General features: G+C 70.7%; 21 protein-coding genes and 1 pseudogene. 13 read left to right on the top strand and 9 right to left on the bottom strand.

The features are described from left to right. The first annotated feature begins 36 nt into the window (after positions 1 to 36). The 7 genes from AB0C19_RS00495 to AB0C19_RS00465 all read left to right on the top strand — a co-directional run bounded on the left by AB0C19_RS00495 (position 37) and on the right by AB0C19_RS00465 (position 7,003). Positions 37 to 1,041 carry an ABC transporter substrate-binding protein gene (locus tag AB0C19_RS00495; RefSeq protein WP_357177310.1) on the top strand — a complete coding sequence of 335 codons (1,005 nt, stop codon included), beginning with the start codon at positions 37 to 39 and terminating at the stop codon, positions 1,039 to 1,041. Then, positions 1,038 to 1,826 (top strand): class I SAM-dependent methyltransferase, encoded by a 789-nt coding sequence (locus AB0C19_RS00490; RefSeq protein WP_357177308.1) that lies wholly within the window; start codon positions 1,038 to 1,040, stop codon positions 1,824 to 1,826. Before AB0C19_RS00495 ends, AB0C19_RS00490 begins: the two co-directional genes overlap by 4 nt. Then, the gene (locus tag AB0C19_RS00485; protein WP_357177306.1) at positions 1,823 to 2,911 is read left to right on the top strand and encodes an iron chelate uptake ABC transporter family permease subunit; all 1,089 of its coding nucleotides are present in this window, start codon (positions 1,823 to 1,825) and stop codon (positions 2,909 to 2,911) included. Before AB0C19_RS00490 ends, AB0C19_RS00485 begins: the two co-directional genes overlap by 4 nt. A 26-nt stretch (positions 2,912 to 2,937) precedes the next feature. Further along, entirely contained in the window at positions 2,938 to 3,741 is an 804-nt protein-coding gene (locus AB0C19_RS00480; RefSeq protein WP_357177304.1) for an ABC transporter ATP-binding protein, read from the top strand. A 146-nt stretch (positions 3,742 to 3,887) separates the two neighbouring features. After that, on the top strand, positions 3,888 to 4,529 hold the full coding sequence (locus tag AB0C19_RS00475) for a GNAT family N-acetyltransferase (protein ID WP_357177302.1): 642 nt from the start codon (positions 3,888 to 3,890) through the stop codon (positions 4,527 to 4,529). A 132-nt stretch (positions 4,530 to 4,661) separates the two neighbouring features. Further along, complete coding sequence (locus AB0C19_RS00470) at positions 4,662 to 4,808, top strand: hypothetical protein (protein WP_167337290.1); 147 nt, start codon at positions 4,662 to 4,664, stop codon at positions 4,806 to 4,808. A 161-nt stretch (positions 4,809 to 4,969) separates the two neighbouring features. Further along, positions 4,970 to 7,003, top strand: coding sequence for a hypothetical protein (locus tag AB0C19_RS00465; protein WP_357177299.1), 2,034 nt, complete (start codon positions 4,970 to 4,972; stop codon positions 7,001 to 7,003). Between the two features lie 44 nt (positions 7,004 to 7,047). On the opposite strand, the gene AB0C19_RS00460 is transcribed toward AB0C19_RS00465, so the two are convergent. Then, a complete protein-coding gene (locus AB0C19_RS00460) occupies positions 7,048 to 7,272 on the bottom strand; it encodes a TetR-like C-terminal domain-containing protein (RefSeq protein ID WP_357178241.1) in 225 nt (74 codons plus the stop codon). Between AB0C19_RS00460 and AB0C19_RS00455 the strand changes: the two genes are divergently transcribed. The 5 genes from AB0C19_RS00455 (at position 7,166) to AB0C19_RS00435 (ending at position 12,145) form a co-directional block, all read left to right on the top strand. Further along, positions 7,166 to 7,981: a serine hydrolase gene (locus AB0C19_RS00455; RefSeq protein WP_357177297.1), complete on the top strand. Its 816-nt coding sequence runs from the start codon at positions 7,166 to 7,168 to the stop codon at positions 7,979 to 7,981. The two genes, AB0C19_RS00460 and AB0C19_RS00455, sit on opposite strands and share 107 nt — an antisense overlap. Positions 7,982 to 8,203: 222 nt before the next feature. Further along, entirely contained in the window at positions 8,204 to 9,226 is a 1,023-nt protein-coding gene (locus tag AB0C19_RS00450) for an NBR1-Ig-like domain-containing protein (protein WP_266301988.1), read from the top strand. Between the two features lie 207 nt (positions 9,227 to 9,433). Beyond that, on the top strand, positions 9,434 to 10,297 hold the full coding sequence (locus tag AB0C19_RS00445) for a peptidoglycan-binding domain-containing protein (RefSeq protein WP_357177294.1): 864 nt from the start codon (positions 9,434 to 9,436) through the stop codon (positions 10,295 to 10,297). A gap of 33 nt (positions 10,298 to 10,330) precedes the next feature. Continuing rightward, the gene (locus AB0C19_RS00440; RefSeq protein ID WP_357177292.1) at positions 10,331 to 11,215 is read left to right on the top strand and encodes a peptidase inhibitor family I36 protein; all 885 of its coding nucleotides are present in this window, start codon (positions 10,331 to 10,333) and stop codon (positions 11,213 to 11,215) included. A gap of 6 nt (positions 11,216 to 11,221) precedes the next feature. After that, the gene (locus AB0C19_RS00435) at positions 11,222 to 12,145 is read left to right on the top strand and encodes a SpoIID/LytB domain-containing protein (RefSeq protein WP_357177290.1); all 924 of its coding nucleotides are present in this window, start codon (positions 11,222 to 11,224) and stop codon (positions 12,143 to 12,145) included. 69 nt (positions 12,146 to 12,214) lie between these two features. On the opposite strand, the gene AB0C19_RS00430 is transcribed toward AB0C19_RS00435, so the two are convergent. From AB0C19_RS00430 to AB0C19_RS00420, 3 genes are read right to left on the bottom strand one after another with little or no spacing between them, the layout of a single operon-like run. Next, the gene (locus AB0C19_RS00430; RefSeq protein ID WP_357177288.1) at positions 12,215 to 15,082 is read right to left on the bottom strand and encodes an FAD-binding and (Fe-S)-binding domain-containing protein; all 2,868 of its coding nucleotides are present in this window, start codon (positions 15,080 to 15,082) and stop codon (positions 12,215 to 12,217) included. Between the two features lie 25 nt (positions 15,083 to 15,107). Next, positions 15,108 to 16,292 (bottom strand): anhydro-N-acetylmuramic acid kinase, encoded by a 1,185-nt coding sequence (locus tag AB0C19_RS00425; RefSeq protein ID WP_357177286.1) that lies wholly within the window; start codon positions 16,290 to 16,292, stop codon positions 15,108 to 15,110. A gap of 11 nt (positions 16,293 to 16,303) precedes the next feature. Next, entirely contained in the window at positions 16,304 to 17,869 is a 1,566-nt protein-coding gene (locus AB0C19_RS00420; protein WP_238684050.1) for a sodium:solute symporter, read from the bottom strand. A gap of 252 nt (positions 17,870 to 18,121) precedes the next feature. Here AB0C19_RS00420 and murQ point away from each other — a divergent pair, with 252 nt between their 5' ends. Beyond that, entirely contained in the window at positions 18,122 to 19,015 is an 894-nt protein-coding gene (gene murQ / locus AB0C19_RS00415) for an N-acetylmuramic acid 6-phosphate etherase (RefSeq protein WP_112583537.1), read from the top strand. A gap of 453 nt (positions 19,016 to 19,468) precedes the next feature. Here murQ and AB0C19_RS00410 read toward each other — a convergent pair. From AB0C19_RS00410 to AB0C19_RS00390, 5 genes and pseudogenes are all read right to left on the bottom strand, one after another. Continuing rightward, positions 19,469 to 19,795: pseudogene (locus tag AB0C19_RS00410) on the bottom strand (ADP-ribosylation/crystallin J1); the annotation flags it as partial. A 163-nt stretch (positions 19,796 to 19,958) separates the two neighbouring features. Then, positions 19,959 to 20,243, bottom strand: a complete 285-nt coding sequence (locus AB0C19_RS00405; RefSeq protein ID WP_357177283.1) for a hypothetical protein — start codon at positions 20,241 to 20,243, stop codon at positions 19,959 to 19,961. A gap of 13 nt (positions 20,244 to 20,256) precedes the next feature. After that, positions 20,257 to 21,024: a hypothetical protein gene (locus tag AB0C19_RS00400; protein WP_357177281.1), complete on the bottom strand. Its 768-nt coding sequence runs from the start codon at positions 21,022 to 21,024 to the stop codon at positions 20,257 to 20,259. A 201-nt stretch (positions 21,025 to 21,225) separates the two neighbouring features. Next, positions 21,226 to 22,464, bottom strand: a complete 1,239-nt coding sequence (locus AB0C19_RS00395; RefSeq protein WP_357177279.1) for an MFS transporter — start codon at positions 22,462 to 22,464, stop codon at positions 21,226 to 21,228. A gap of 75 nt (positions 22,465 to 22,539) precedes the next feature. After that, positions 22,540 to 23,205, bottom strand: a complete 666-nt coding sequence (locus tag AB0C19_RS00390) for a DNA alkylation repair protein (protein WP_357177277.1) — start codon at positions 23,203 to 23,205, stop codon at positions 22,540 to 22,542. Between the last annotated feature and the right edge of the window lie 6 nt (positions 23,206 to 23,211).

Here is a 23,211-nt window from a genome sequence, read left to right as displayed (position 1 = left end):
CCAGGCCGCGCAGGCGCTGTTGATATGTTCCCGCCCATGAAAACCGTTTTCATTAAGGCGGGCCTGTGCCTGGTGCTGGCCGCGGCCGGCTGCTCCGACGGGGGAGCCGCCGCACCGGCCGCGCAGGGCCACCTGGCCGCCCCGGTCCATCTGACAAACTGCGGACTGCCGGTCAGCGTCACCGCGCCACCCCAGCGCGCGATCGCACTGGAACAGAACGCCACCGAGATCATGCTCAGCCTCGGCCTCGCCGATCGGATGGTCGGCACCAGCTACCAGACCGACCCGGTGCTGCCCGACCTGCGCCAGGCGTACGAGAAGGTGCCGGTGCTGGCCAAGCTCTACCCCTCACGAGAGGCGGTCCGAGCGGCGAACCCGGACTTCGTCTACTCGACCTACACCTCCGCGTACGCCTCGGACGCCGCGGGCTCGCGCGCTGACCTGGCCACGCTCGGCGTGCCGGCGTACCTCTCCGAGTTCGCCTGCGAGAAGCCGGCGGACGCGACCCAGACGGTCACCTTCGACGGGATCTTCGACGAGATCCGCGACATCGCCAGCGTCTTCGGCGTCCCGGAGCGGGCCGACAAGCTGATCCACGACCAGCAGAGTCGGCTGGACGCCGCCCGAGGTGCGGCGCCGACGGCCGCGTCGAGCGCCGGCCCGTCACTGCTCTGGTACTACTCCGGAACGAGCACCCCGTACGTGGCCGGGCACGGTGGGGTTCCGGACGCGATCAGCTCGCTGCTGGGCGCCCGCAACACGTTCACCGACGCCAGCCAGAAGTGGCCGGCCGGCAACTGGGAGGAGATCGCCAAACGCAACCCGGAGGTGATCGTGGTAGCCGATCTGACCAGGGGCGGCGATGGCGACAGTGCCCAATCGAAGATCGACTTCCTGCGCCGCAACCCGGTGACCTCGAAGCTGGACGCTGTGGTCGCCGGACGGTTCGTCACGGTGCCCGGCTCGTCGATGGACCCGTCGATCCGCAGCGTCCAGGCGGCGGAACTGGTCGGCGCCAACCTGCACGGGACCGCCCGATGACCCCGCCGGCCGGCGCCGAGGTCGCGGCGCTGGACCAGTCGGCCGCCCGCCGCCTGCTGGAACTCTGGAACGACCAGCAGTCCGCCTACGTGGCCCACCGCGACCTGCGGTTCGACGCGATGGCGGACGTGCTGCGGCTGCACTGCCCGGACGACCTCACGATCCTCGATCTGGCCTGCGGTCCCGGTGCGATCAGCGACCGGATGCTGGCGCAATTCCCCCGTGCCAGCGCCGTCGCGGTCGACTACGACCCGATCCTGCTGGAGGTCGCGCGGCGTGCCCTGGACCGGTACACCGCACGGATCGAGGTCCACGACGTCGACCTGGTGGCCGACGGCTGGGAGGAGGCGCTGACCGGAGGGCGGGTCGACGCCGTGCTCACCTCGACGGCACTGCACTGGCTCGCGCCGGAGCAACTGCTGCGGGTCTACACCACAGTGGCACGGCTGTTGCCCGCCGGTGGTGTGCTGCTCAACGCCGACCACCTCCGCTACGACGAATCGGCGCCCACACTGCGCGACATCGCCGGTCGGCACGACGCACAGGCGCAGCAGGAGACATTCGCTGCCGGAGCGCTCACCTACTCCGCCTGGTACACCGAGGCGGCCCGACACCCGCAACTGGCCGGACTGGCAGCCCAGCGGGAACTGCGGTTCGCCGACCGACCGCCGCAGGCCCCGGCGTCACTGGAGTTCCACCTGGCGGCCCTCCGCACGGCCGGGTTCGCCGAGGTCGGCACCGTCTGGCAGTACCTGGACGACTACGTGGTGTTCGCCCGCCGATGAACCCGCGAGTCGCACGATCCCTCGTCTCGGCGAGCGGCCGGCGGGAGCCGCCACCCCCTACCGGCATCTCGAGAAGCGGCCGGTACGTCCTCCCGTTGGCCCTGCTCCTGCTGCTGGTCACCATCGCGGCGGCGGTCAGCGTGGGCTCGGCCGACCTGCCGGTCGAGAGCGTTCTGCGCGCTGTGGCCAGCCATGTGGGCCTCCCGGTCCAGCCCCTACCGGCGTTGCCGGACAGCATCGTCTGGGATCTCCGGTTGCCCCGGGTGCTGTTGGCCGCGTTGGTCGGTGCCGGTCTGGCGGTGTGCGGGGCGGTGCTTCAGGCGCTCACGCGTAACCCGCTGGCCGATCCGTTCCTGCTCGGTGTCTCGTCCGGCGCCTCCACCGGAGCGGTGGCGGTGCTGGTACTCGGCATCCGGATCGGCGCCGGCCCGGTCGACCTGACCACCGGCGCGTTCGTCGGCAGCATGGCCGCGTTCGGCGCGGTGCTGCTGCTGGCCGGCCGGAGGGCCGGCGAGCCGACCCGGATCGTTCTCGCCGGGGTCGCCGTGTCGCAGCTTTTCAGCGCGGTGACCAGCCTGATCGTGATCTCCGACGCGCACACCCAGGACACCCGTAGCGTGACGTTCTGGTTGCTCGGCTCGCTGACGGCGGCCTCCTGGTCGTCGGTGACGCTGAGCGCCGTGGTTGTCGGCGTCGGCCTGCTGGTCTGCTGGGCCAGTGCGACGGCGCTGGACGCGTTCGCGTTCGGCACCGATACCGCCCGCTCGCTCGGTTTCTCTCCCGGGCGCACCCGGCTGCTGCTGTTCACCGTCACCGCTCTGATGGCAGCCGCGCTTGTCGCGGCGAGCGGCGCCATCGGTTTCGTCGGGTTGACAGTGCCACACGCCGTGCGGTTCCTGTTCGGCTCTCGGCACCGCACGTTGCTGCCCGCCTGCGCGGTGATCGGCGCGATCTTCCTGATCTGGGCGGACACCGTGGCGCGGACCGTCTTCTCGCCACAGGAGCTGCCGGTGGGCGTGCTCACCGCGCTGCTCGGGGTGCCGGTGTTCGCGCTGGTCATGCGACGCCGGACGGGTACGCCGTGATCGCGCCGGGCACCACCGGCCGGGGGGTGGGCGGTGACCCTTTCCCGGCGGGGGCGTCGTCGGCGCGACTGGACGCGGACGGGATCGGGTGGGGCGTGGCCGGCGTACGGATCCTGGCCGGGGTGGCGCTCACCGCCGAACCTGGCGCCACTGTCGGGCTGCTCGGGCCTAACGGCTCCGGCAAGTCGAGCCTGCTGCGGCTACTGGCCGGGCTGGCGCGGCCGGGGTCCGGGCGGGTGTTGCTCGACGACGTCGCGCTGGACGCGATTCCCCGGCGTGCGCTGGCTCGGCGGATCGCTGTGGTCACCCAACAGGTGGCCACCGACGTGGAGATGTCCGCACTGGAGGTGGTTCTGCTGGGCCGAACCCCGTACCGGCCACGTCTTGCCGGGGTCGGCGCCGCGGATCTGGACCTGGCGCGGCGCGCGCTCGCCGAGGCCGGCCTCGGCGGGTTCGAGCAGCGGCGCTGGTCCAGCCTCTCCGGTGGTGAGCGGCAGCGGGTCGACCTGGCCCGCGCTCTGGTGCAGGAACCGGATCTGCTGCTGCTCGACGAGCCGACCAACCACCTGGACATCAGGCATCAGCTGGATCTGCTGCGGTTCCTCGCCGAGTCGGCCAGCACCGTCGTGGTGACCCTGCACGATCTCAATCTGGCCGCGCAGTACTGCGACAGGCTGGTGCTTCTCTACGCCGGGCGGGTGGTCGCGGCGGGTACGCCAGTCGAGGTCCTCACCACCAGCCGAATCGAGCAGGTCTACCAGGTGCGTACGGACGTCGACATCACCGCTGACGGTCGGCCCCGGATCTGGTACCGCAGCCACGCGACGTGACGGCGACGGAGCTGCGGCACCCGGTCGCGCAGCTGAGGCGGGAGGATGTCCGCACACTGTGGTCCGCGCGGTGGTAGGGGATGGGACGCGCGCCGACGCGTCCGCTCTCGGCGGCCGCGCGGTCCGGGACCGAGCGGGGAGCGACAATGGACAGCAGGTTGGCCGACATCCTGGACGCGGCGGCGCACGGCCACTTCCCGCCCCCGGACGGCGGGACCACAGTGGTGTCGCAGCCGAGCCGCCGCGACGCGGGAGTCATCGCCTTCACCGGACACTCGGTGGTGTTCACCGACGAGGATCCCCACTGGGTACGCCGTACGCTGGCCACCCTCGACTGCGACTCCCTGGCGGCCACGATGAATCCGCGCTTCCTGGGTGCCCTGCTCGACCGCACCCGGCGCTCCATGGACACGATCGACCTGCTGACCGTCGCGAGTTGCCTCGCCGGGCCACCGCCATTGCCGCTGAGTGAGCTGGCGGATGCCGATCATCCGCGCGAGGTCAGGGCACGTCGGCGCCGTGACGACGTCCGCGTCTGGGCCGCCGAGGGTGGGGTGGTCGTGCTCGGCCGTGGGGTGGCCGGTCGTTGGGAGGCGGCGATAGAGGTCGACGACGAGCGTCGCCACCGGGGTCTGGGGCGGGCGCTGGCCACGGCCGCCCGACACCTGGTGCCCGACGGTCAGCCGGTCTGGGCCCAGCAGGCCGCCGGCAACGCGCGCAGCGTGCGCGCCTTCCAGGCGGCGGGCTTTCGACCGGTGGGCGCCGAAGCGCTTCTTCTCCCGACGTAGGCACCCCACCGGACGATCCGCACGTACCACTGTGGGCCAAACCGTGATCAGCAGGAGGTTTCCGAGATCACGCCCGGGGGCATCCCGGCGGATGAAGTCAGCCGCTCGTTACCCCTGATCGAGGAGAGCACCATGTCGGTCCAGGCATTTCTCTACGTTGTCGCCGTCATCCTGATCGTGCTCGCTGCTCTGCCGCTGCCCACGAGGGGTGTCTCGCTCGCGCTCCTGGGTGCCGCCTGCGCCCTGCTCGCCTACGCCTGGCCGGTGATCACCGACTGACCTCTCCGAGAGGCGTCGTCGACGCGGCCGGTGGCCAGCAGCCAGAGCATGATCGGCTGCCAGCCACCGGCCGCGAGCCTGTTTCGCTTGCTGAGTCTCTTTCACACGCGTAGGAAGAACACCACCCGTCGATCCGCCGTCCAGCGTCGAAGGAGATGCGTGTGACCACCTCCAGAGGGCTCCGTCTCGCCGTGTCCGTGCTGGTGACAGCAGGCGCCGTCCTGCTCGGCACGGCGGCCCCCGCCGCACCGCCAACGACTACCGCACCGACCGGGCACCCGTCCTGCGACCCGATCGACCCGACCGCCTGCCTGCTGCCGTTCCCGAACGACTACTTCACAGTGCCGGACCGGAGCAGCCCCACCGGCAAACGGGTGCGGTTCGCGGCCGCCGCGATGCCCGCGAACGTGCAGGGAACCCCGATCGACCCGACGGAGTGGAACCGGCAGGACGGATTCAGTCCGGGCTCACCGATCCTGGTGCGCGTACCCGGACTCGACGCCGCGGCGAGCGGGATCGCGCCGGTCACCGACATCGGCCGCTCGCTGGCGCCGAACGCGCCGATCGTGCTGCTCAACGCCCGGACCGGTGAGCGCACGCCGTACTGGGCCGAGTTGGACGCGCACGCGGCCGGCCAGCCTGACCGGCAACTGCTGATCATCCGGCCGGCGGTGGCGCTGACGGAGGGCACCCGCTACATCGTCGGGTTGCGCGGCCTGCGGGACGGCAGCGGCGCGTTGATTCCGGCGCCGAAGGCGTTCACGGCGTACCTGACCGGTGCCGGCCTCAAGCAGCGAGACGCTCGGGGGCCGCAACTGAGGCGCATCGCCGCCGAGCTGAGCCGGGCCGGCGTCAAGCGGCACAACCTCTACCTGGCCTGGGACTTCACTTTGGCCAGCCGGCACGGGCTGACCGGGCGGATGGTGGCGGTCCGGGACGACGCGTTCGCCGACCTCGGCCGGGCCGCGCCGTCGGTCACCGTCACCCAGGTGACCGACTATTCACCGGAGCAGGATCCGTTCATCGCCCGGCAGGTGACCGGCACGGTCGGCGTACCGTCCTATCTGACCGGTGACGGCGGCCCCGGCTCCCGCCTGCACTACGGGCCGGCCGGCGGCACCGGGACGCCGCCCACACCGAACGCCCTGCCCACGCCGTCCGGAGCGACGGTGGCGGCGGACTTCGTCTGCAACATCCCGCGCAGCGCCTCGGCCGCGCGGCCTGCCCACCTCTCGCTCTACGGCCACGGACTGCTCGGCAGACCGACCGAGATCAACGCCGGCAACGTCAAAACGATGTCGAACGCCCACAACTTCACCTTCTGCGCGACCAGTTGGATCGGCATGGCCGCCGCGGACGTTCCCTTCGTGGCCAACGCCTTCACCGACCTCAGCGTCTTCCCCGCTGTGGCGGACCGATTGCAGCAGAGCTTCCTGAACTTCCTCTTCCTGGGGCGCGCGATGATCCACCCGGCCGGGTTCGCCGCCCACCCGGCGTTCCGGGACGCCACCGCCCGGCCGCTGATCGATCGCGTCGGCGGGCTGCACTACGACGGCAACAGTCAGGGCGGCATCAACGGAGGTGCCCTGACCGCCATCGCCCAGGACTGGACCCGGTCGGTGCTCGGCGTACCGGCGATGAACTACTCCACGCTGCTGCAACGCAGCGTGGACTTCGCACCGTTCCAGACAGTGCTGGACGGCTACTACCCGGACACTGTCGACCAACAGTTGGTCCTCGCGCTGCTGCAGATGTTGTGGGACCGGTCCGAGGCCAACGGGTACGCCCAGCACATGACCGCCCGGCCGCTACCGCGCACCCCGGCGCACCAGGTGTTGATGCACGTGGCCTTCGGCGACCAGCAGGTCTCGCCCGCCGCGGCGGAGGTGCAGGCGCGCACCATCGGCGCACGCCTGCACACCCCCGCGCTCGCCGACGGCTGGTCACTGGACGTGCGGCCGTACTGGGGCATCACGCCGATCCGTCGCTACCCGTACACCGGCTCGGCGATAGTGATCTGGAACAGCGGCGCTGCGTACGCGCCGCCACCGACCAACCTCGCCCCGGCCGGGCCGGAGTTCGGCGACGATCCGCACGAGTTCCCCCGCGCCCAGGCCGCAGCCCAGAAACAGAAGGCGATCTTCCTGCTCACCGGCACTGTCGTCGACGTCTGCGCGCGGACACCCTGCCCGTGACGCCGGGCCCGCCGGGACCACCATCCCGGCGGGCCGGCGCCGCGCTAGGACCGTGGCGTCATCCCCACCAGCAGAGCCTTGAGTACGCGGTCGACGTACTGGTGGGTCAGCGGCTCCTGCGTGATCAGGAACTGGAAGTAGAGCGGGCCGGACAGGATCGCCATGGCCACGTCCAGGTCGAGGTCGGGTGAGATCTGCCCCCGCTGCTGTGCGCTCCGTACGGAGGTCGGCCGGCCGGCGATTCGACGTCGACCGCTGGCGGCGGCGATTCGACGAGCTGCGCCACACGTACCACGTCCCCGGCGCGAGCCTGGCCGTGCTGCTCGACGGGCAGTTCCACGAGCTGGCAAGTGGTGTGCTGCACCGCGGCACCGGCGAGGCAAGGCTGTCGCCGCCATGCGACAGCGTTCTGTCGACGTGCCCGACAAGTGGACGGTGAGCGCCGACGGGTGGGGTCTGGGTTGGACGCTCTACGACTGGGACGGCATCCCCGGCTACGGCCACGACGGCGCGGCCATCGGCCAGTACGCCTACCTGCGCGTCGTCCCGCACGCGAACCTCGCAGTGGTCCTGATGACCAACGGCGGCGCGGCTCGCCTGCTCTACGCCGACCTGTTCCGCGACCTGCTCGCCGAACTCGCCGACGTCACAATGCCCGCGCCGTTCGCCCCGGCCCCCGTGCCACCCTCGGTCGACCTCGAACCGCTGCTCGGCACGTATCGGCGCGAGGGGGTCGTCCTCACCGTCTCCCGCGACGACGACGGCTCGTCGCACCTGCGCTACGAGTTCGTCGACGACATGAGGGACATGTCGCCACCCCTGGAGATGGACCTGGAACCGTTCACCGCAACGGTCTTCGCCGCCTCCGGCGCGGGACCGTCGTTCAGCGAGGACTACATGCCGGTGGTCTTCTCCACCCTCACCAACGGCACCAGGGTCTACTACGTGGGCATGCGCGGCACGCCCAAGGTCGCCTGACCGTGGAGCGGGGCGCTGGCCGTGCCAGCACCCCGCCGGGGAAACGTCGACCTCGCCGGCAGGGTGTACGCCACGTCGGGAGAATGGGTGGCCCCCTCCAGTGCGCCGGGACGGTCGAGCCCGGTGTCGTCGATGCACCACATTGATGGCGGCCTTGTCCCGTTCGGTACCCTCTGACACGCTCTGACAACGCCTGACGACGTCGTCTGACATGGGGGAGTGATGAAGGACCAGCGTGCCGCCGCCCAGTCGATTCAGGACAGACAGGCCGCCGAGAGGTTCGCCGAACAGCTACGGGCCCTGCGGACCGCCGCCGGTGACCCGTCGTTCCGCAAGATGGCGGGGCGGTCGGGCCGGATCTCGCACACCACGCTGCACGAGGCCGCCGCCGGGACCAGGTTCCCCTCCTGGGAGACCGTGCGGGAGTTCGTTCGCGCCTGCGAGGCGGACGAGGTCCAGTGGCGGCGTCGCTGGGAGGACGCACAGCGCCCCGCGTCTGCGCACGGCACCGAAGACGGCGATACCGCCCCGGTCAGCACCGAGTCCCCGACCGGCGACGAGACCCCGATCACGACCGGCGGAAAGAAGCCCGACACCGGCACCGACACCCCGGAACCGGACGGGCCTGTCGTGTCCGTCGTCCCCGCGTCGTCCCCGAATGAGCAGAACGCGCTGCGCAGCACGGACTATCCGCCGACCGACGAGGACGTCGCGGGTGCACGACGGCACCGCCTGCCATGGCTCGCCGCCGCAGCGGTGGTCCTGGTGGTGGCGATGGTCGCCGTTCTGGGCGTCGTCGTTCGCGGCCGGTCGTCACGGGACGGCTCCGGCGCGGTGGCGGCGTCATCCGCGCCGTCGCCGTCGGCGTCACCGTTCTCGGACTCGCTGATCCCCGGCGACTCCAGCAAGTTCATCTCCGACGTCACCATCCCCGACGGCACCCGGGTGCGGGTGAACTCGCAGTTCGTCAAGGTGTGGGCCCTCAAGAACGTGGGGAAGGTCGCCTGGCACAACCGTTTCCTCCAGCGGACCAACCCCACCGCCGACGCCGACGGTTGCCAGGTGCCGGACCGGGTGGCGATCGGTGACACACCGCCCGACGAGCAGGTGATGATCAGTGTCGAGGTCACCGCGCCGAGTCGTCCCGGGAAGTGCTGGGTGAGTTGGAAGATGGTCGACGAGAACGGGCAGGAGTACTTTCCCACCCGCCGGCCGGTGTACTTCATGGTCACCGTCACCGCCTGAGTGCGCTCCCCGGTCACCTCGACCGGTGTCAGATTGCTGACCATCGATGTCAGAGCCGGGCGCCGCCAAAGCTGACAACACCACATCCACCGAGGTCGGTGACGGCCTGACGGATCTGACAGGACAGCAGGGGTACCGAACAGCAGGCCGATTCTCGCAAGGTGATGTCCGTTCCGAACGACTCACCAACTGCGAGGAGGATCGACAGTGCGCCGTCCCTGGCTATCCGTCGGGCTCGCCGCGCTCTGCGTGGCAGTCGGCGTCCCGGCCCACGCGTGGGCCGCGACATCAGGCGCCACAGCGCAGCGAACCGTCACCGCGGCCGCGCGACCGGTCGTGGACATGGAGGCCACCGTCCTGGCCGCTCAGATCGACCCCCGCCGGGCCGACAACACGCTGACCCCGGGCGCGAAGAACTCCGTACTCGCCGTCGAACAGGCGCTGCAGGCGCAGGGTCTGCTGAACGCGCAATGGGTCGACGGCTACTTCGGCACCGTGACCGTCTCGGCGTACGCGGCGTACCAACGCTCGCTCGGCTACACGGGGCTGGCCGCGAACGGGCTGCCCGGCACGACGTCACTGACGAGACTCGGGCAGAACCGCTACACGGTCGCCAACACGATCGGCCCTGGCGCGAAGGTCCCGCGTGACGGGTACGTCGTCAACGCCCGTACGCAGGCGATGTTGGCCGAGGCCCAGCGTCTGCTCGGCTACCCCCTGGTGCTCGACCAGGGCTCGTACAACCCAGGGGGCGACCCCACCTCGGCCGGTACGCACGACGGCGGGGGTGTGGTGGACATCGCGGTCACCGGCATGACCGCGGCCAGACGCACCGCAGTCGCCCGGGCCCTGCGCAAGGTCGGCTTCGCGGCCTGGGTCCGCAACCCGAATCAGGACGACTGGCCGTGGCACGTCCACGCCACGGCGATCAGCGACACCGACCTGTCCAGCCAGGCACAGCACCAGGTCGGCGACTACCACCTCGGCATGAACGGCCTGGCCAACCAGGGGCCGGACGACGGCCCCCAGGTCCCGATCAGGACCTGGGAGCAGTACCAGCGCGGGCAGTGACCCGCACCCCCTCACCGTTTCTGAAAGGACACCATGAACATCCGTAAGAGCCTCGCGGCCGCCGGCATCGCGCTGGCCGCGACCACCTCGATCCTCAGCGTCGCATCGCCCGCGTCGGCGGCGGCCCGAGACGGGGTCTGCGACAGTGGCGAGTTCTGCTACTACTACAACAGCGGCAACGCGGGATCGATCTCGGACTTCACCGGATCGCTCGACGACTACGGCACCGAGCAGCCCTCGTGCTACGACTTCAAGGGCGCTGGCGCTGGCAAGGGCCTGTGCATCAAGAACGAGGCCGCCTCGGTCTGGAACCGCAGCACCAAGACCGTACGCGTCTACTACAACAGCGGCTACGCCGGTTCATACCAGGACTTCGCGGCCGGCGCGAAAGGCAACCTCAACGCCACGCTGAAGAACAACAACGCCTCGCACCAGTTCTCGCCGTCGACTCGCACGAACCTGTCGTACGCCCTCTACCAGGCCAGCGGCGGCACTGTCACGTGCGGCTTCGACGGTTACACCACGACGCCCGGTCGGCACGAGGGCATCGACATCGCCCGCAGCGTCGGCTCGGACGTGCGTGCCCTGGTCTCCGGAACTGTCATCTACGTCGCGCGGGGCAACACCGGCAGCGGCGGCCTGTCCACTGTCTCCGTCTACAACTCCTCACTCAACAAGTCGGTGATCTACCTGCACACCGCGCCGAGGTCCGGGGTGAGTGTGGGCGACGCCATCAGCAAGGGCGAGATCATCGCCGATGAGTCGTGGCACGGGGTGTCCTCCAGCTCGGGTGCGCACACCCACGTCGAGGTCCGGGCCGGCCGGCAGACCCACGCGGCCGTCAGCGTCGGCGACTCCACACTGGACAACGCCGACCCGACCGCGTTCTGGAACTCCCAGGGCTACAACGAGAAGTAGGACGCCATGAATATCCGCAAGGGCCTCGCCATCGTCGGCGCCGTCCTCGCCATGTCCACCTCCATCCTGAGTGTCGCGTCGCCGGCAGCGGCGGCCACACGGGACGGAACCTGCGACAGCGGCGAGTTCTGCTACTACTACAACAGCAACCAGGCGGGCTCGGTCTCCGACTTCACCGACTCACTGGACGACTACGGTACGACCCAACCGACCTGCTACGACTTCAAGGGCGCGGGCAGCGGCAAGGGTCTGTGCGTGAAGAACAACGCGGCGTCGGTGTGGAACCGGACCAGCAAGACGGTGCGGGTCTACTTCAACAGCAACTTCGCCGGTGCCAGCCAGGACTTCGCGGCCGGCGCGAAAGGCAACCTCAACGCCACGCTGAAGAACAACAACGCCTCGCACGAGTTGGTGAGCGGGCCGACGGGCTGTAGCACCGACGGCACCAACAGCAAGCTGCCGAGCACCATCCTCGTCTACCGGGTCAGTCTCGGGCGGGTCGACCGGGTCGACTTCAAGACGTACGTCAAGAACGTCCTCCCGAACGAGTGGGTGACGAGTTGGCCGGCCGCCTCGCTGGACGCCGGTGCGATGGCCGTCAAGAGCTACGGCTGGTACTGGGCGCTGCACTCGACCCGGAAGACGTCCGGCGGACAGTGCTACGACGTCCGCGACGACACCGGCGACCAGGTCTACCGGCCGTCGTCGGCGCAGACGTCGACGTCCGCCGCGGTGGACCGGACCTGGTCGGCCCGGATGACCCGCAGCGGCAACATCCTGCGGGCGCACTACTGCGCGACGACGACCGCGTGCGGTGGCTGGGTGGACGGGGACTGGCTGTCGCAGTACGGCTCGCGTGATCTCGCTAACGAGGGCAAGAACTACCAGGCGATCCTGCGCTACTACTACCGCGACATCGCGCTCTCCTGACGTACCGCACGAACCGCGCCGCCCGCCGCAGCTCTGCGGCGGGCGGCGCAGCAATGGGTACGGCGCCGGCTACGCCGGCGGCTCGACCGCCTCGACGAGCACCTCGAGCACATGCCGGTACGGCTGACCGGTGGCCCGGCTCATGCCCATCTCGCAGGTGCGATTGCAGGAGGCGTACGCGTCGTGGTCGCGTTCGTTGATCTCGGCGGCCTGCGCCGCGGTGGCGCCGGCGGTGACCTCGGGGTGCAGCAGCCCTCGGTCACCGGCGAAGGCACAGCACCCCCAACTGTCCGGCACGGTGACGGTGTCGGCCACCGCCCCGGCCACCGCGCGCAGGTCGTCGATACCGCCCAGGTGCACAGTGGAGCAGGTGGGGTGCAGTGCCAGCGAGCCCAGTCGCCGGGGCTGCGGCAGCACCGGCAGGAGGTGCTCGGCGGTGAAGGTCACGCTGTCGACGAAGCGCAACGCGCCGTAGCGTGCCCGGTCCTCCTCGGCCAGCGCGGCGGTCAGTTGCGTCAGCCCGTGCGTGCACGATGACGCGTCGCACACGACGGGCAGGCGAGCCTCGTCGCTGGCCGCCCAGAGCGCGGCCAGGGTCCGCTCGGCCATCTCACGGTGACCGGCGGGGTAACCCTTCGACTGCCACGGGGTTCCGCAGCACAGACCGGCCGTGCCGGTCGGGACGACGAGCGGCACCCCCGCCAGTTCGCAGAGGCGCAGGAATGCCGCCGCCGAACCGCCGGACGAGCCGTCCTCGGGTGCGAAGAGGCTGCCGACGCAGGCCGCGAAGAACACCGCCTGGGCGTCCGGCGCGCTGCGCGGGGTGGGGCGGGGCGCGCCGGCGCGCGGCATGTCGCCGCTCCACAGCGGCACGAGATCGGTGGCGCCGAGCCCACGGATCATGCCGGTGGCGGCGCGGGTGACCGGCGTCGGCACGGCGTGCGCGGCGGTCAGTCCCACCCGGACGCCAGTCACGGCGGCCTGCCAGTGCCGGGCGGCGGTGCGGGCGGTGCGCTGGGCGCGAGGGCTGTGCCGCTCGGCGCGCAGCCGTTTCATCGCCGCGCCGGTGTCGATGCCGACCGGGCAGGCGGTGACGCAGAGGCTGTCCGCGGCGCAACTGTCCACTGCTGCGTACTCGTAGTCGGCTGTCAGCTCCCGGCGGCGCTCCTCGTCGCCGGCGGCGGTGGCGAGGGCGATCTGCCGTTGCAGGACGATGCGCTGCCGGGGCGTGGTGGTGACGTCGGCGGTGGGGCAGACCGGCTCGCAGTAGCCACACTCGACGCAGGCGTCCAGCTCGGGGTCGACAGTCGGGACAGCCTTGAGCTGCCGCAGGTGCACTGTCGGGTCGTCGTTGAGCAGCACACCGGGGTTGAGCAGGCCGCTCGGGTCGCACAACCGCTTGAGTTCGCGCATCACGTCGTACAGCTCGTCGCCGTACTGCCGGCGGACGAAGGGCGCCATGGCCCGACCGGTGCCGTGCTCGGCCTTGAGTGTTCCCCCCTCGGCGAGCACCAGGTCGACCATGTCGTCGGTGAACCGGGCGTAGCGGTCGATCTCGGCCGCGGTGTCGAAGGACTGGGTCAGCATGAAGTGCAGGTTGCCGTCGCGGGCGTGTCCGAAGATCACCGCGTCCGGGTAGCCGTGCCTGTCGAACAGGCGGATCAGCCCGTCGCAGGTGCCGGTCAGGCGCGGCATCGGCACCGCGACGTCCTCCAACAGGGCAGTGGTGCCGGGCGGACGGGCCCCGGCGACGGCGGTGTAGAGGCCCTTGCGCAGGTGCCAGAGGTTGGCCCGCTCGCGCGGGTCGCGGGTCAGCTCGGTGCCGGTGACGGCCGGCAGCCGGTCGAGCACGGGACGGGCGTCGGCAAGCGTCGCGGCCAACTGCTCCGCGCTGTCCTCGGCGAACTCCACAAGCAGTCCGGCGTGCCCGGTGACCGTCAACCCGCGCAGGGCCGGGCTCGCACCCGGGTCGCGCTGGCTGACCCGCAGCGCGGCAGCGTCGAGCAGCTCGGCGGTACGGGCGCCGGCGGCGAGCAGGGCCGGCAGCGCGTCGGTGGCATCGGTGAGACCGGGCAGGATCAGCAGGCCGGTGGCGGCGTGGTCGTGGATCTCGACGGTACGGAAGACGGCCTCGGCCACGAAGCCGAGCGTGCCCTCGCTGCCGATCATCAGATGGGCGAGCATCTCGACCGGGGTGCTGTGGTCGAGCAGCGAGTTCAGCCCGTACCCCATGGTGTTCTTCATCGCGAACAGCCGCTCGATGGTGGCCCGTGACCCCGGCGTCGACCGCACCCGGTCGCGCAGGCGCAGCAGCCCGGCGTGCAGCTCGGGCTCGTCGGCCCGCAGCCGGTCGTCGGCGTCGCGGGCGCCGGAGTCGACGACGGTGCCGGACGGGAGCACGAAGCGCAGCGACTCCATGGTGCGGTACGCGTTGTCGGTGGTGCCGCAGGTCATCCCGCTGGAATTGTTTGCCACCATGCCGCCCACAGTGCAGGCGGCCTCGCTGGCCGGGTCCGGGCCGAGCCGGCGTCGGTAACGGGCCAGCCGGGCGTTTGCCTGCCGGATCGTCAGGCCCGGCTGGAGCCGGATGCGGCGGCCGTCGTCGAGGACCTCGGCGTGGCGCCAGTCGGTGCGGACGTCGACCAGCACGCCCGCGCCGCCGGCCTGCCCGGCGAGGCTGGTGCCGCCGCCGCGCAGGGTCAGCGGCACGCCGGCCTCCCGGGCGCCGGCCATCAGCGCCCCCACTTCGGCGGCCGAGGCGGCGCGCACCACTGCCTGCGGCTCGAAGAGGTACGGCGAGGCGTCGTGCGCCGCCGCCAGCCTTCGGGGCAGCTCGGCGCTGGCCCGGCTCGGATCATCGAGGTGCGAGCGCAGCAGCTCGGCGACCGCGCGGGCGCGAGCGCCGGCCGCGGTCGGTGTGGGTACGACGGTGCTCATGGTCGGTTCCTCCTGAGAGGGGTGTTCAGTCGGCCACCGGGGACGCGACGACCAGCAACCGGGCAGGAGCGGTGTTGGCCGGAGCCGGCAGCCGCAGCGGCTGCCGGCCGGGGGTGATGCTGCCGAGCACCGAGGCGTGCCGCGCGCCGGTGCCCGAGGGCAGGGTGCCCGGCAGCCCGTGCACTGTCAGGTAGCCGAGCAGCGCGAAGGCCAGCGCCTCCTTGGCGTCCGACACGATGCCCAGGTCGTCGCTGGAGGACAGCTCGACGCCGGGCAGCTCGTCGGCGATCATGCGCATCAGCGTCGGGTTGTGTGCGCCGCCGCCGGAGACGACGAGTCGGGTGACGCCGTGGTCGCGGCAGGCGCCGGCCACAGTGACCGCCGTCAGTCGGGTGAGCGTGGCCAACACGTCCCGCGGGTCCGGTGTGGGCGCGTCGGCGAGGGCGGCGAGCAGGTAGGGCAGATGGAACAGCTCTTTGCCGGTGCTCTTCGGGCCGGGCAGCCGGTAGTACGGCTCGTCGAGCAGCCGCCGCAGCAGGTCCGGGTTCACCTGCCCGGCGGCGGCGCCGCGCCCGTCCTGGTCGTACTCCTCGGTGCCGCCGCTGAAGTGGCGGACGGCGGCGTCGAGGAGCGCGTTCGCCGGCCCGGTGTCGAAGGCGAGCGGGTCCGCGTCCGGCGCGACGACTGTGATGTTGGCGATGCCGCCCAGGTTCAGCGCGGCCGGAACGCCGGGCAGGCCACCCAGCAGCAGTGCGTCGAAGTGGGCGACCAGGGGAGCACCCTGGCCGCCGGCGGCCACGTCGCGGCTGCGCAGGTCGGCCACGACCGGAAGGCCGGTGGCCTCCGCTATCCAGGCCGGCTGACCCAGCTGGAGGGTGCCCCGAACCGTGCCGTCCTCGACCCAGTGGTGCATGGTCTGCCCGTGCGAGACGACCAGGTCGGCACTGCCGTCGCCCAGCTGGGCGAGGGCCCGCACGCCGGCCTCGGCGAAGGCCTGGCCGATGCCGGTGTCCAGCACGCAGATCGCCTCGGTGGTGGTCGCCGCGGGCGGCAGGGCCGCGGCGATCTGCGTGCGCAACTCGTCGGAGTACGGGTGGCTGAGCCGACCCAGCGGTCGCATCCGCAGTGTGTCGCCGCTCATCTCGAACTCGGCAGCGGCGGCTTCGATGCCGTCGTAGGAGGTTCCGGACATCAGGCCGATCACGCGCATCACGTTCTCCTTCACGCCCGGCCGGCTGGCGTCGCCGCCGCGTCGTCGTCGATCTCGTCGCGACGTCCATGGTCGTACGGTGTCTCCGGGGCCGGGTGGAACCGGCTGGACACCGCGCCGACGACCAGGGTGATCAGGACGCCGATCGGGACCAGCCACTGCGCGGCGATGGCGGTGGCGGTGGTGGTCCCGGCCGTCGTCACATCGATCTTGACGTAGCGGACGATGTAGGTCATCACCGCCACGGTGACCAGGAAGGCGATCACCGCGTCGACCTGGTTGGCCCGCTTGACGAGACGGCCGAGCAGGAAGGCGCCGAGCAGCGCCCCGTAGGTGTAGCCGGCGATGGTCAAACCGGTCAGGTAGACGTTTCCGGTGCTGGAGCTGAACGCGCAGGCGAAGACCGCCATCAGCACCGCCCAGACCAGGGTCATCACCCGGGCGAGGCGGAGCATCGCGTCGTCGGACGGGACCTTGCGGAAGAAGCTGTGGATGAAGTCGGCGACCGTGGAGTTCGACATCGAGTTCAGCGCCGAGGACAACGAGCCCATCGCGGCGCCGAGGATGCCGGCCACCAGCAGACCCGAGATGCCCACCGGCAGGGCGTGCAGGATGAAGCTCGGGTAGAGGTTGTCGCTGCTGGCCAGGCCGAGTTCCTTGAAGGTCTGACCCTTGTTGTACGACCACAGCAGCGCGCCGACCAGGGAGAACGCCGCGAACTGGATCACCACGAAGATGCCCGAGGAGATCATCGCCTTCTGCCCCTCGCGCAGCGTGCGGGTCGACAGGATGCGCTGCACGATCAGCTGGTCCGACCCGTGGCTGGCCATCGCGAAGATCGCGCCACCGATGATCGCGGTCGGCAGGGCGAACGGGCTGGTGAGCACGTGCGAGAGGGCGAAGTTGGTGTCGAAGAGCTGGAACTTGCCGGCGTCCAGCGCCTGCGAGTAGCCGTCGAAGCCGACGGCGTGGCTCAGCACGGCGATGGCCAGGATCGCCCCGCCCAGGTACAGCCCCATCTGGATGGCGTCGGTCCAGATGACCGCTTTGATGCCACCGAGGTAGGTGTAGACCACTGTGATGAGCGTCAGGACGACGATGATGGCCTGGTAGCCGACATTCAGCCCGAACTCGTCGAGAAGAAGCTTGATGGGGATGGCCGAGGCGAACAGCCGTACGCCCTCGGCGAGCAGGCGGGTGAAGACGAACGTCACCGACGCCAGACCCTGAAGTTTCAGGCCAAACCGCTCACCGAGGTACTGGTAGGCGCTGACGAACCCACCCCGCTTGTAGAGCGGGATGAGCACAGCGGCCACGACGACCCGACCGATGACATAGCCCAGGGCCAGTTCGACGTTTCCGAAGCCCTGACCGCTGTAGGCGCCGCCGGGAACACTGATCACGGTCAGGACGCTGGTCTCAGTGGCGACCACGGAGAACGAGACGGTCCACCAGGGCAGTCGACCCTCGCCCACGAAGTAGTCCTTGGCGGACTTCTGTTTACCGGACAGGCGTAGTCCGACGTAGGCGATCACCACGAGGTACAGCACGATCACGACGAGGTCGAGTTGACGCACGGCTCGCTCCCAACCAGCGGTTGTCAATAAGTGACGTTGGGCCAGCCTAGCGCGAAACTTTTTGCCACTGCCCGTCCGGGCTGGTTACGCTGTGGTTTCAGCCTGCTGATACGGGGACTGTTCGCAGCTGCGCCCTCGGCCTGGCCGCGGCGGCGGGTCGCGAGGACACGCTCGACGGCGAGCCGCCGGGCCACCGGAGGCCCTCTCCCCGCCGGCCGGCGACTGCACACCAGCGAGAGGAACGAGCACCCCGTGGACCTCAGCACCCTCGGCACCGAGACCCGCAACGACAAGACCGGCGACCTCGACCGGATGTCTCCCACCGAGTTGCTTCTCGCGATGAACGACGAGGACCAGACGGTCGCCGACGCCGTCCGCCGGGCCGTGCCGGACATCGCCGCCGCCGTCGACGTCATAGTGGCGTCGCTCCGTCAGGGCGGACGGCTGATCTACCTCGGCGCCGGCACCAGCGGCCGGATCGGCATGCTCGACGCCGTCGAGATCCCACCCACCTTCGGTACGACGCCCGAGCGGGTCATCGGTCTGCTCGCCGGCGGGGCACGAGCCTTCGGCGTCGCCGTCGAGGGCGCGGAGGACGACCCGACCCGCGCCGTCGCCGACCTGGACGCCGTCGGCCTGACCGCCCGCGACACTGTGGTCGGGCTCGCCGCCAGCGGCCGTACCCCGTACGTGGTCGGTGGGTTGGATCACGCCCGCGCGCTCGGCGCGGCGACCGTCTCGGTGGCCTGCAACACCGACGCGGTGACCAGCCGGCACGCCGACGTCGCCATCGAGGTGCCCACCGGCCCCGAGGTGCTCACCGGCTCCACCCGGCTCAAGGCCGGCACCGCCGAGAAGCTGGTCTGCAACATGCTCTCGACTGCCACGATGGCCCGGCTCGGCAAGGTGTACGGCAACCTGATGGTGGACATGAACGCCACGAACGAGAAGCTCGTCGACCGGGCGCGGCGGATCGTCGCCGAGGCCGCCGACACCGACCTCGACACGGCCGCGCGGGCGCTCGCGGCGGCGCACGGGCATGCCAAGACAGCCATCGTGCTGCTGTTGGCGAACTGCACCGCCGAGGAGGCCGCAGCCCGGCTGCGCGCCGCCGACGACGACGTCCGGGCGGCCGTCGCGGCCTGACCCGGGGGTTCGCGGCGGCGTCTCGTTGCCCGGTCCGGGTCAGTCCGCCACGTCGAACGCGAAGGTGCCCGCCTCGATGCGGTCAATGAGCTGGCTGACGTCGTCGGCTCGCCGGATGGCGTTGTCCCACCCGCCGCTGGAGATGTCGACGAGCAGCACCGGGGCGGGGTCACTGCCCAGGTCGAGGACGAGCTGTTCCCTGGAGCCGTCACCGCCGATGATCGCGATACCGGGGTGCGCGAGCGTGGCCTCGTCCCACGCCTCATGCAGCTCGAGCATCTCGCGCGGGGAATTGAGCCACACGTAGGCCCCGGTTCTCATCCAGCCCAGCCGAAACCACGACTCGCCTTGGAGGTAGGTGCGCCACGCCTCGGGCAGCGCCCGGCCCAGGGTCTTCTCCGCGTCGACGAACTCCTCGTCGTCGACTGGGCCCCGGTACTCGGCCTCCGCGATGATCGCCCCGACGATGTGGGCGTTGAGGTCGGCAAGCTCCCCGGCGGGGATCCAGTACTCCAGCACATCGCGCCCACCGGCCTGCTGCACCTCGTAGCGGTCCAGGTACGAACGTCGCACGTCGAACCGGGTCACGTAACCGACGCCTTCGGCGGGGACGTTCCACTCGCGGGCGATCTTCGTGGCGTACCAGCGGTTGAGTACGGGGTAGAAGATCGGCTGGTCGGGCAGGCGTGGCGGCCAGCCCCGCCAGCCGGCCGCCGCCACGAGGTCCAGTTCGGCCTGCCCCGTGGGCCGCCACAGCGTGATCGTGTCGGAGTTGCCGATGGTCTGCTCCCTGTCAGTCCCGGTGATGGCGGCATGATGCCACCGCCCGACATTCTGCCCTCTCGGCCCCGACACTTCGCCGATGAGCGCGACGCCGTGGACGACGGCAGACTGCTACTTCGACGAAGCGCCCCGTCCATAGCGGACGGGGCGCTTTCTGATGTCAGTCGAGCTGTGTATCCGAAACCGTTCGGTCCTCGTCCGCGTCGCCGTCGGGGGAGTTGGCCAGCTCGATCCGGGGGGACCGATCCGGCGGGAGGTGGGCGAAGTCGGCGATGACGACGACATCCACCTCCCCGTCGATCATTGTCTGCTCGACGGTCTCCCAGGGTGCCCGCATGATTCCTGCGAATCGGTAGGAGTGTTCGCGAAGGTGACTGAAACACCTCGCGACGGCAGGCTCTGACGGCTCGATGTGGGCGGGGATCCAGATAACGGCGATTTCCATGAACCTCTCCTGATCAACGTCGTGGACGCGAGTGGGTGATCAGGAGGTGTCGGGGCGGGGGAGGACCCCGCTCGACGGGACGGCTGGTAGCGCGCATGTCGACGGCGGTGACGGTGAGCCCTGGCCGCAGCGGCGGGGCGGGCGGCGAAGCTTCGGCTGTTGACGTGGGTGGATCAGCGCCGCCGGCGCCGACGCCGGTCGGTGCGGACGCGAGCGCCAGCACGAACGCCAGTGGCCCCGGTGCGGGACGGGCGGGCGGGTTGGGCCGCTGTTCGGTGACGGCGGTCATCGTCGCCTGCTCCGACGTCCGGCCATCGGGCGTGCCGCGAGCGCCGGTTCGGGTCACCGTCGCGGGTACGTGCGTCGACGGTGCCGGCGATGGCCGCGAGGCGACCCGTGCCTCCGGGGATGCCGAGGCGGATGGTGCCCGTGTGGCCCGCGGCGACGACGCCGGGGTGCCGGCCGGCCGACTTGGCCGGGCGGTGGAGGGCTCGGCCGACGGCGTCGGCAGCGGAACGGCCGACGGCAGCGGGTCCGTCGACGGTAGGGGCACGGGCAGGGGCAGGGACACGACCGCCGTCGGCAGCGGCAGAGGGACGGTCAGCTCCACCTCGACCACGTCGGCCACCGAGACCCTGATGGCCGCCGGCGAGGTGGCGACCTCCACCAGCGGGAGCCGCGACGGCGATGGGGTGTCGGCGTGGGCGGGATTGGCACCCAGAGCCGCGCCGAGCGCCACCGCGCCGAGCGCCACCGGGGGGAGGCTGTGCCTCAGCCGCATCAGACGGATGCCGCCGGCAGCGGGGTCGCCAGGCCCGCCCGGTCCGGCTCACCAGTGTGGTGCCGCCGGCCGAGTTCTTGCCCCTCGCACCCTGCCGTTCCCTCCATGTGCGGGTTCTTGCCCCGCTGGATCGGGGGCTACACCTTCTGTCGATATCTCTCGGTGAGCGATGTGGACAGACCGGGAGCGCACCAGGCCGGGTCACACCCGGGCCTCGGTGGGTGTCGGCGTGGGGTCGAGCGGCAGGTCGCGCAGTCGGCGGATCGGCGTCGACAGGTAGATGATCGGGGACAACACGGTGAGCCCTCCGAAGATCAGCAGGGTGGTACGGGCGCCGAGAGGCCCGGCCAGGATCCCGGCGAGCAGGCCGCCGACCGGGATGGCGCCCCAGGAGACGAACTTGACAGTGGCGATCACCCGGGACAGCAGTTCCGGTGGGCTGGCGAGCATCCGGTAGGTGCGGGTGGTCACGCTGAGCACCACAGTGGAACTCGCGAAGATGAGGTTTCCGACCGCGAAGGCCAGGAACGCGGCGGTGCCGGTGCCCAGCGGGATGATGAGCGCGCCGACCACGCCGACGAAGGCCGCGATGATCAGGCCGCGTGCGGTGCCGAACCGACCGGTGAAGCGGGTCGTCAACGCCGCGCCGATGAGCGCGCCGAGGCCGTCGGCGGCGATCAACAGCCCGACCATGAGCGGCGACGCGTGCAGTTCACGCACCAGGTAGAACGGGAACAGGGCGAGCATGGCGCCGTTGACGAAGTTCGTTGCGGTGGCGTCCCACATGGCCGGTCCGATGATCGGGTGTCGGAGCACGAAGTGCCAGCCCTCGCGGATCATCGTGATCATCGGCGGCCGCTCGGCCGGTCGCTGCACCCGCCGGGCCGGCAGGGTGTGCAGCAGCACGGCGGAGAGCAGGTAGCTGACGGCGTCCACGAACAGCGTCGGCACCGCACCCAGCAACTGCACCGCGAGACCGCCCAGGGATGGCCCGCCCAGCGCGGTGGCGGCGTACGTGCCGGAGGTGAGGCTGTTGCGGGCCTGCAACTGCACGGCCGGCACGATCTCCGGCAGGAAGGTCTGGTTCGCCACGTCGAACAGCACGTTGGCGAAGCTCACCACCAGGGCGACAGCGACCAGCTGGGCCACCGTCAGCATGTCGTACCACCAGGCCAGCGGGACCGACGCGATGGCGAGGGCCCGGACCAGATCCAGGACGACCTGCATGCCGCGCAGCGGCAGGCGCTGCACGATCACGCCGGCCGGCAGGCTGATCAGAAGGTACGCCAGGTAGCCCGCCGCCGTGATCAGACCCATCTCGAACGCCGACGCGTGGAGCACCGTCAGCGCGGTCAGCGGCAGGGCCAGCGTGCCGACCGCCGAGCCGAGTTGGCTGGTCGTGCCGGCGACCCACCATCGCCAGAACGCAGTAAGTCCCATAATGGAACTCACTATAGGGGCGCGCGGGAGACGGCGTCGACCCCGCCGATGCGGGATCGACCGAGAACCCACTGCCTATCCCGCTCGGCGCACCATTTCGCTGATCCAGGTGGGCGCGAACGGAGACGTGCAGCCGGGGGAGGTGGGGTAGTCCTTGAGCACCTCGAGGCGTTCGCCGATGTTGATCGCCCGTTGGCGGTGCTCGGCGTGCTCGATACCGATCTGCGCCAGGCAGTGGTTCATCGCCCACTGCAGGCGATCCGGCGCGTCCTTCATGTCGGCCTCGATCACATCGAGCAGCCCCGGGAGGTCGAGACTCTCGGGCTTCTTCGTCACGCGTTCGGTGGTCAGCGCCCAGCCGGCACTCGCGACCACGGGATCCGGGTCGGCGAACCAGGCCAACCGCAGCTCTTCGGAGTGCGGGCTCTTCTTCACCACGTAGTTCACGAGCCAGTCGTGCACCTTCGGGGTGCGCGCCTCGCGCGCCATGACGTCCAACTCGTCCCGCTCGAACGCCCTGGGACGGCAGATCAGGACTGCCAGCAGCCGCGCCGAGGCATCGCCCGTCGACCAGAGCTGGCGCGCGAGGTCGTGCTGCGTCTTCAGCCTTTTCGCGAGCGCCCGAAGCGCGCCGAGGTGCACACCATGATCGTCACCGTGTCTGGCGTTCACCTCGCGTGCCTTCGGGTCCTCCAGCGCGGCCAGTTCGGCCAGCACCTCGGCCAGCGTCGTCGTAGCCATCACAGC

This window comes from Micromonospora sp. NPDC048842, from assembly GCF_040649935.1.
In the GTDB taxonomy this organism is placed as follows: Bacteria; Actinomycetota; Actinomycetes; order Mycobacteriales; family Micromonosporaceae; genus Micromonospora; species Micromonospora hortensis.
The sequence above is the reverse complement of the archived record's forward strand: the minus strand, read 5'-3'. Positions and strand labels throughout refer to the sequence as shown.

Excerpts from the sequence above, each read along its gene's own strand:
- AB0C19_RS00405 (WP_357177283.1), bottom strand. The coding sequence starts at position 20,243 with ATGGAAATCGCCGTTATCTGGATCCCCGCCCACATCGAGCCGTCAGAG.
- AB0C19_RS00435 (WP_357177290.1), top strand. The coding sequence starts at position 11,222 with ATGAATATCCGCAAGGGCCTCGCCATCGTCGGCGCCGTCCTCGCCATG.
- AB0C19_RS00400 (WP_357177281.1), bottom strand. The coding sequence starts at position 21,024 with ATGCGGCTGAGGCACAGCCTCCCCCCGGTGGCGCTCGGCGCGGTGGCG.
- AB0C19_RS00430 (WP_357177288.1), bottom strand. The coding sequence starts at position 15,082 with ATGAGCACCGTCGTACCCACACCGACCGCGGCCGGCGCTCGCGCCCGC.
- AB0C19_RS00490 (WP_357177308.1), top strand. The coding sequence starts at position 1,038 with ATGACCCCGCCGGCCGGCGCCGAGGTCGCGGCGCTGGACCAGTCGGCC.
- AB0C19_RS00390 (WP_357177277.1), bottom strand. The coding sequence starts at position 23,205 with ATGGCTACGACGACGCTGGCCGAGGTGCTGGCCGAACTGGCCGCGCTG.
- AB0C19_RS00470 (WP_167337290.1), top strand. The coding sequence starts at position 4,662 with ATGTCGGTCCAGGCATTTCTCTACGTTGTCGCCGTCATCCTGATCGTG.
- AB0C19_RS00425 (WP_357177286.1), bottom strand. The coding sequence starts at position 16,292 with ATGCGCGTGATCGGCCTGATGTCCGGAACCTCCTACGACGGCATCGAA.
- AB0C19_RS00450 (WP_266301988.1), top strand. The coding sequence starts at position 8,204 with ATGAAGGACCAGCGTGCCGCCGCCCAGTCGATTCAGGACAGACAGGCC.
- AB0C19_RS00475 (WP_357177302.1), top strand. The coding sequence starts at position 3,888 with ATGGACAGCAGGTTGGCCGACATCCTGGACGCGGCGGCGCACGGCCAC.
- AB0C19_RS00485 (WP_357177306.1), top strand. The coding sequence starts at position 1,823 with ATGAACCCGCGAGTCGCACGATCCCTCGTCTCGGCGAGCGGCCGGCGG.
- AB0C19_RS00440 (WP_357177292.1), top strand. The coding sequence starts at position 10,331 with ATGAACATCCGTAAGAGCCTCGCGGCCGCCGGCATCGCGCTGGCCGCG.
- AB0C19_RS00395 (WP_357177279.1), bottom strand. The coding sequence starts at position 22,464 with ATGGGACTTACTGCGTTCTGGCGATGGTGGGTCGCCGGCACGACCAGC.
- AB0C19_RS00455 (WP_357177297.1), top strand. The coding sequence starts at position 7,166 with ATGGCCACGTCCAGGTCGAGGTCGGGTGAGATCTGCCCCCGCTGCTGT.
- AB0C19_RS00495 (WP_357177310.1), top strand. The coding sequence starts at position 37 with ATGAAAACCGTTTTCATTAAGGCGGGCCTGTGCCTGGTGCTGGCCGCG.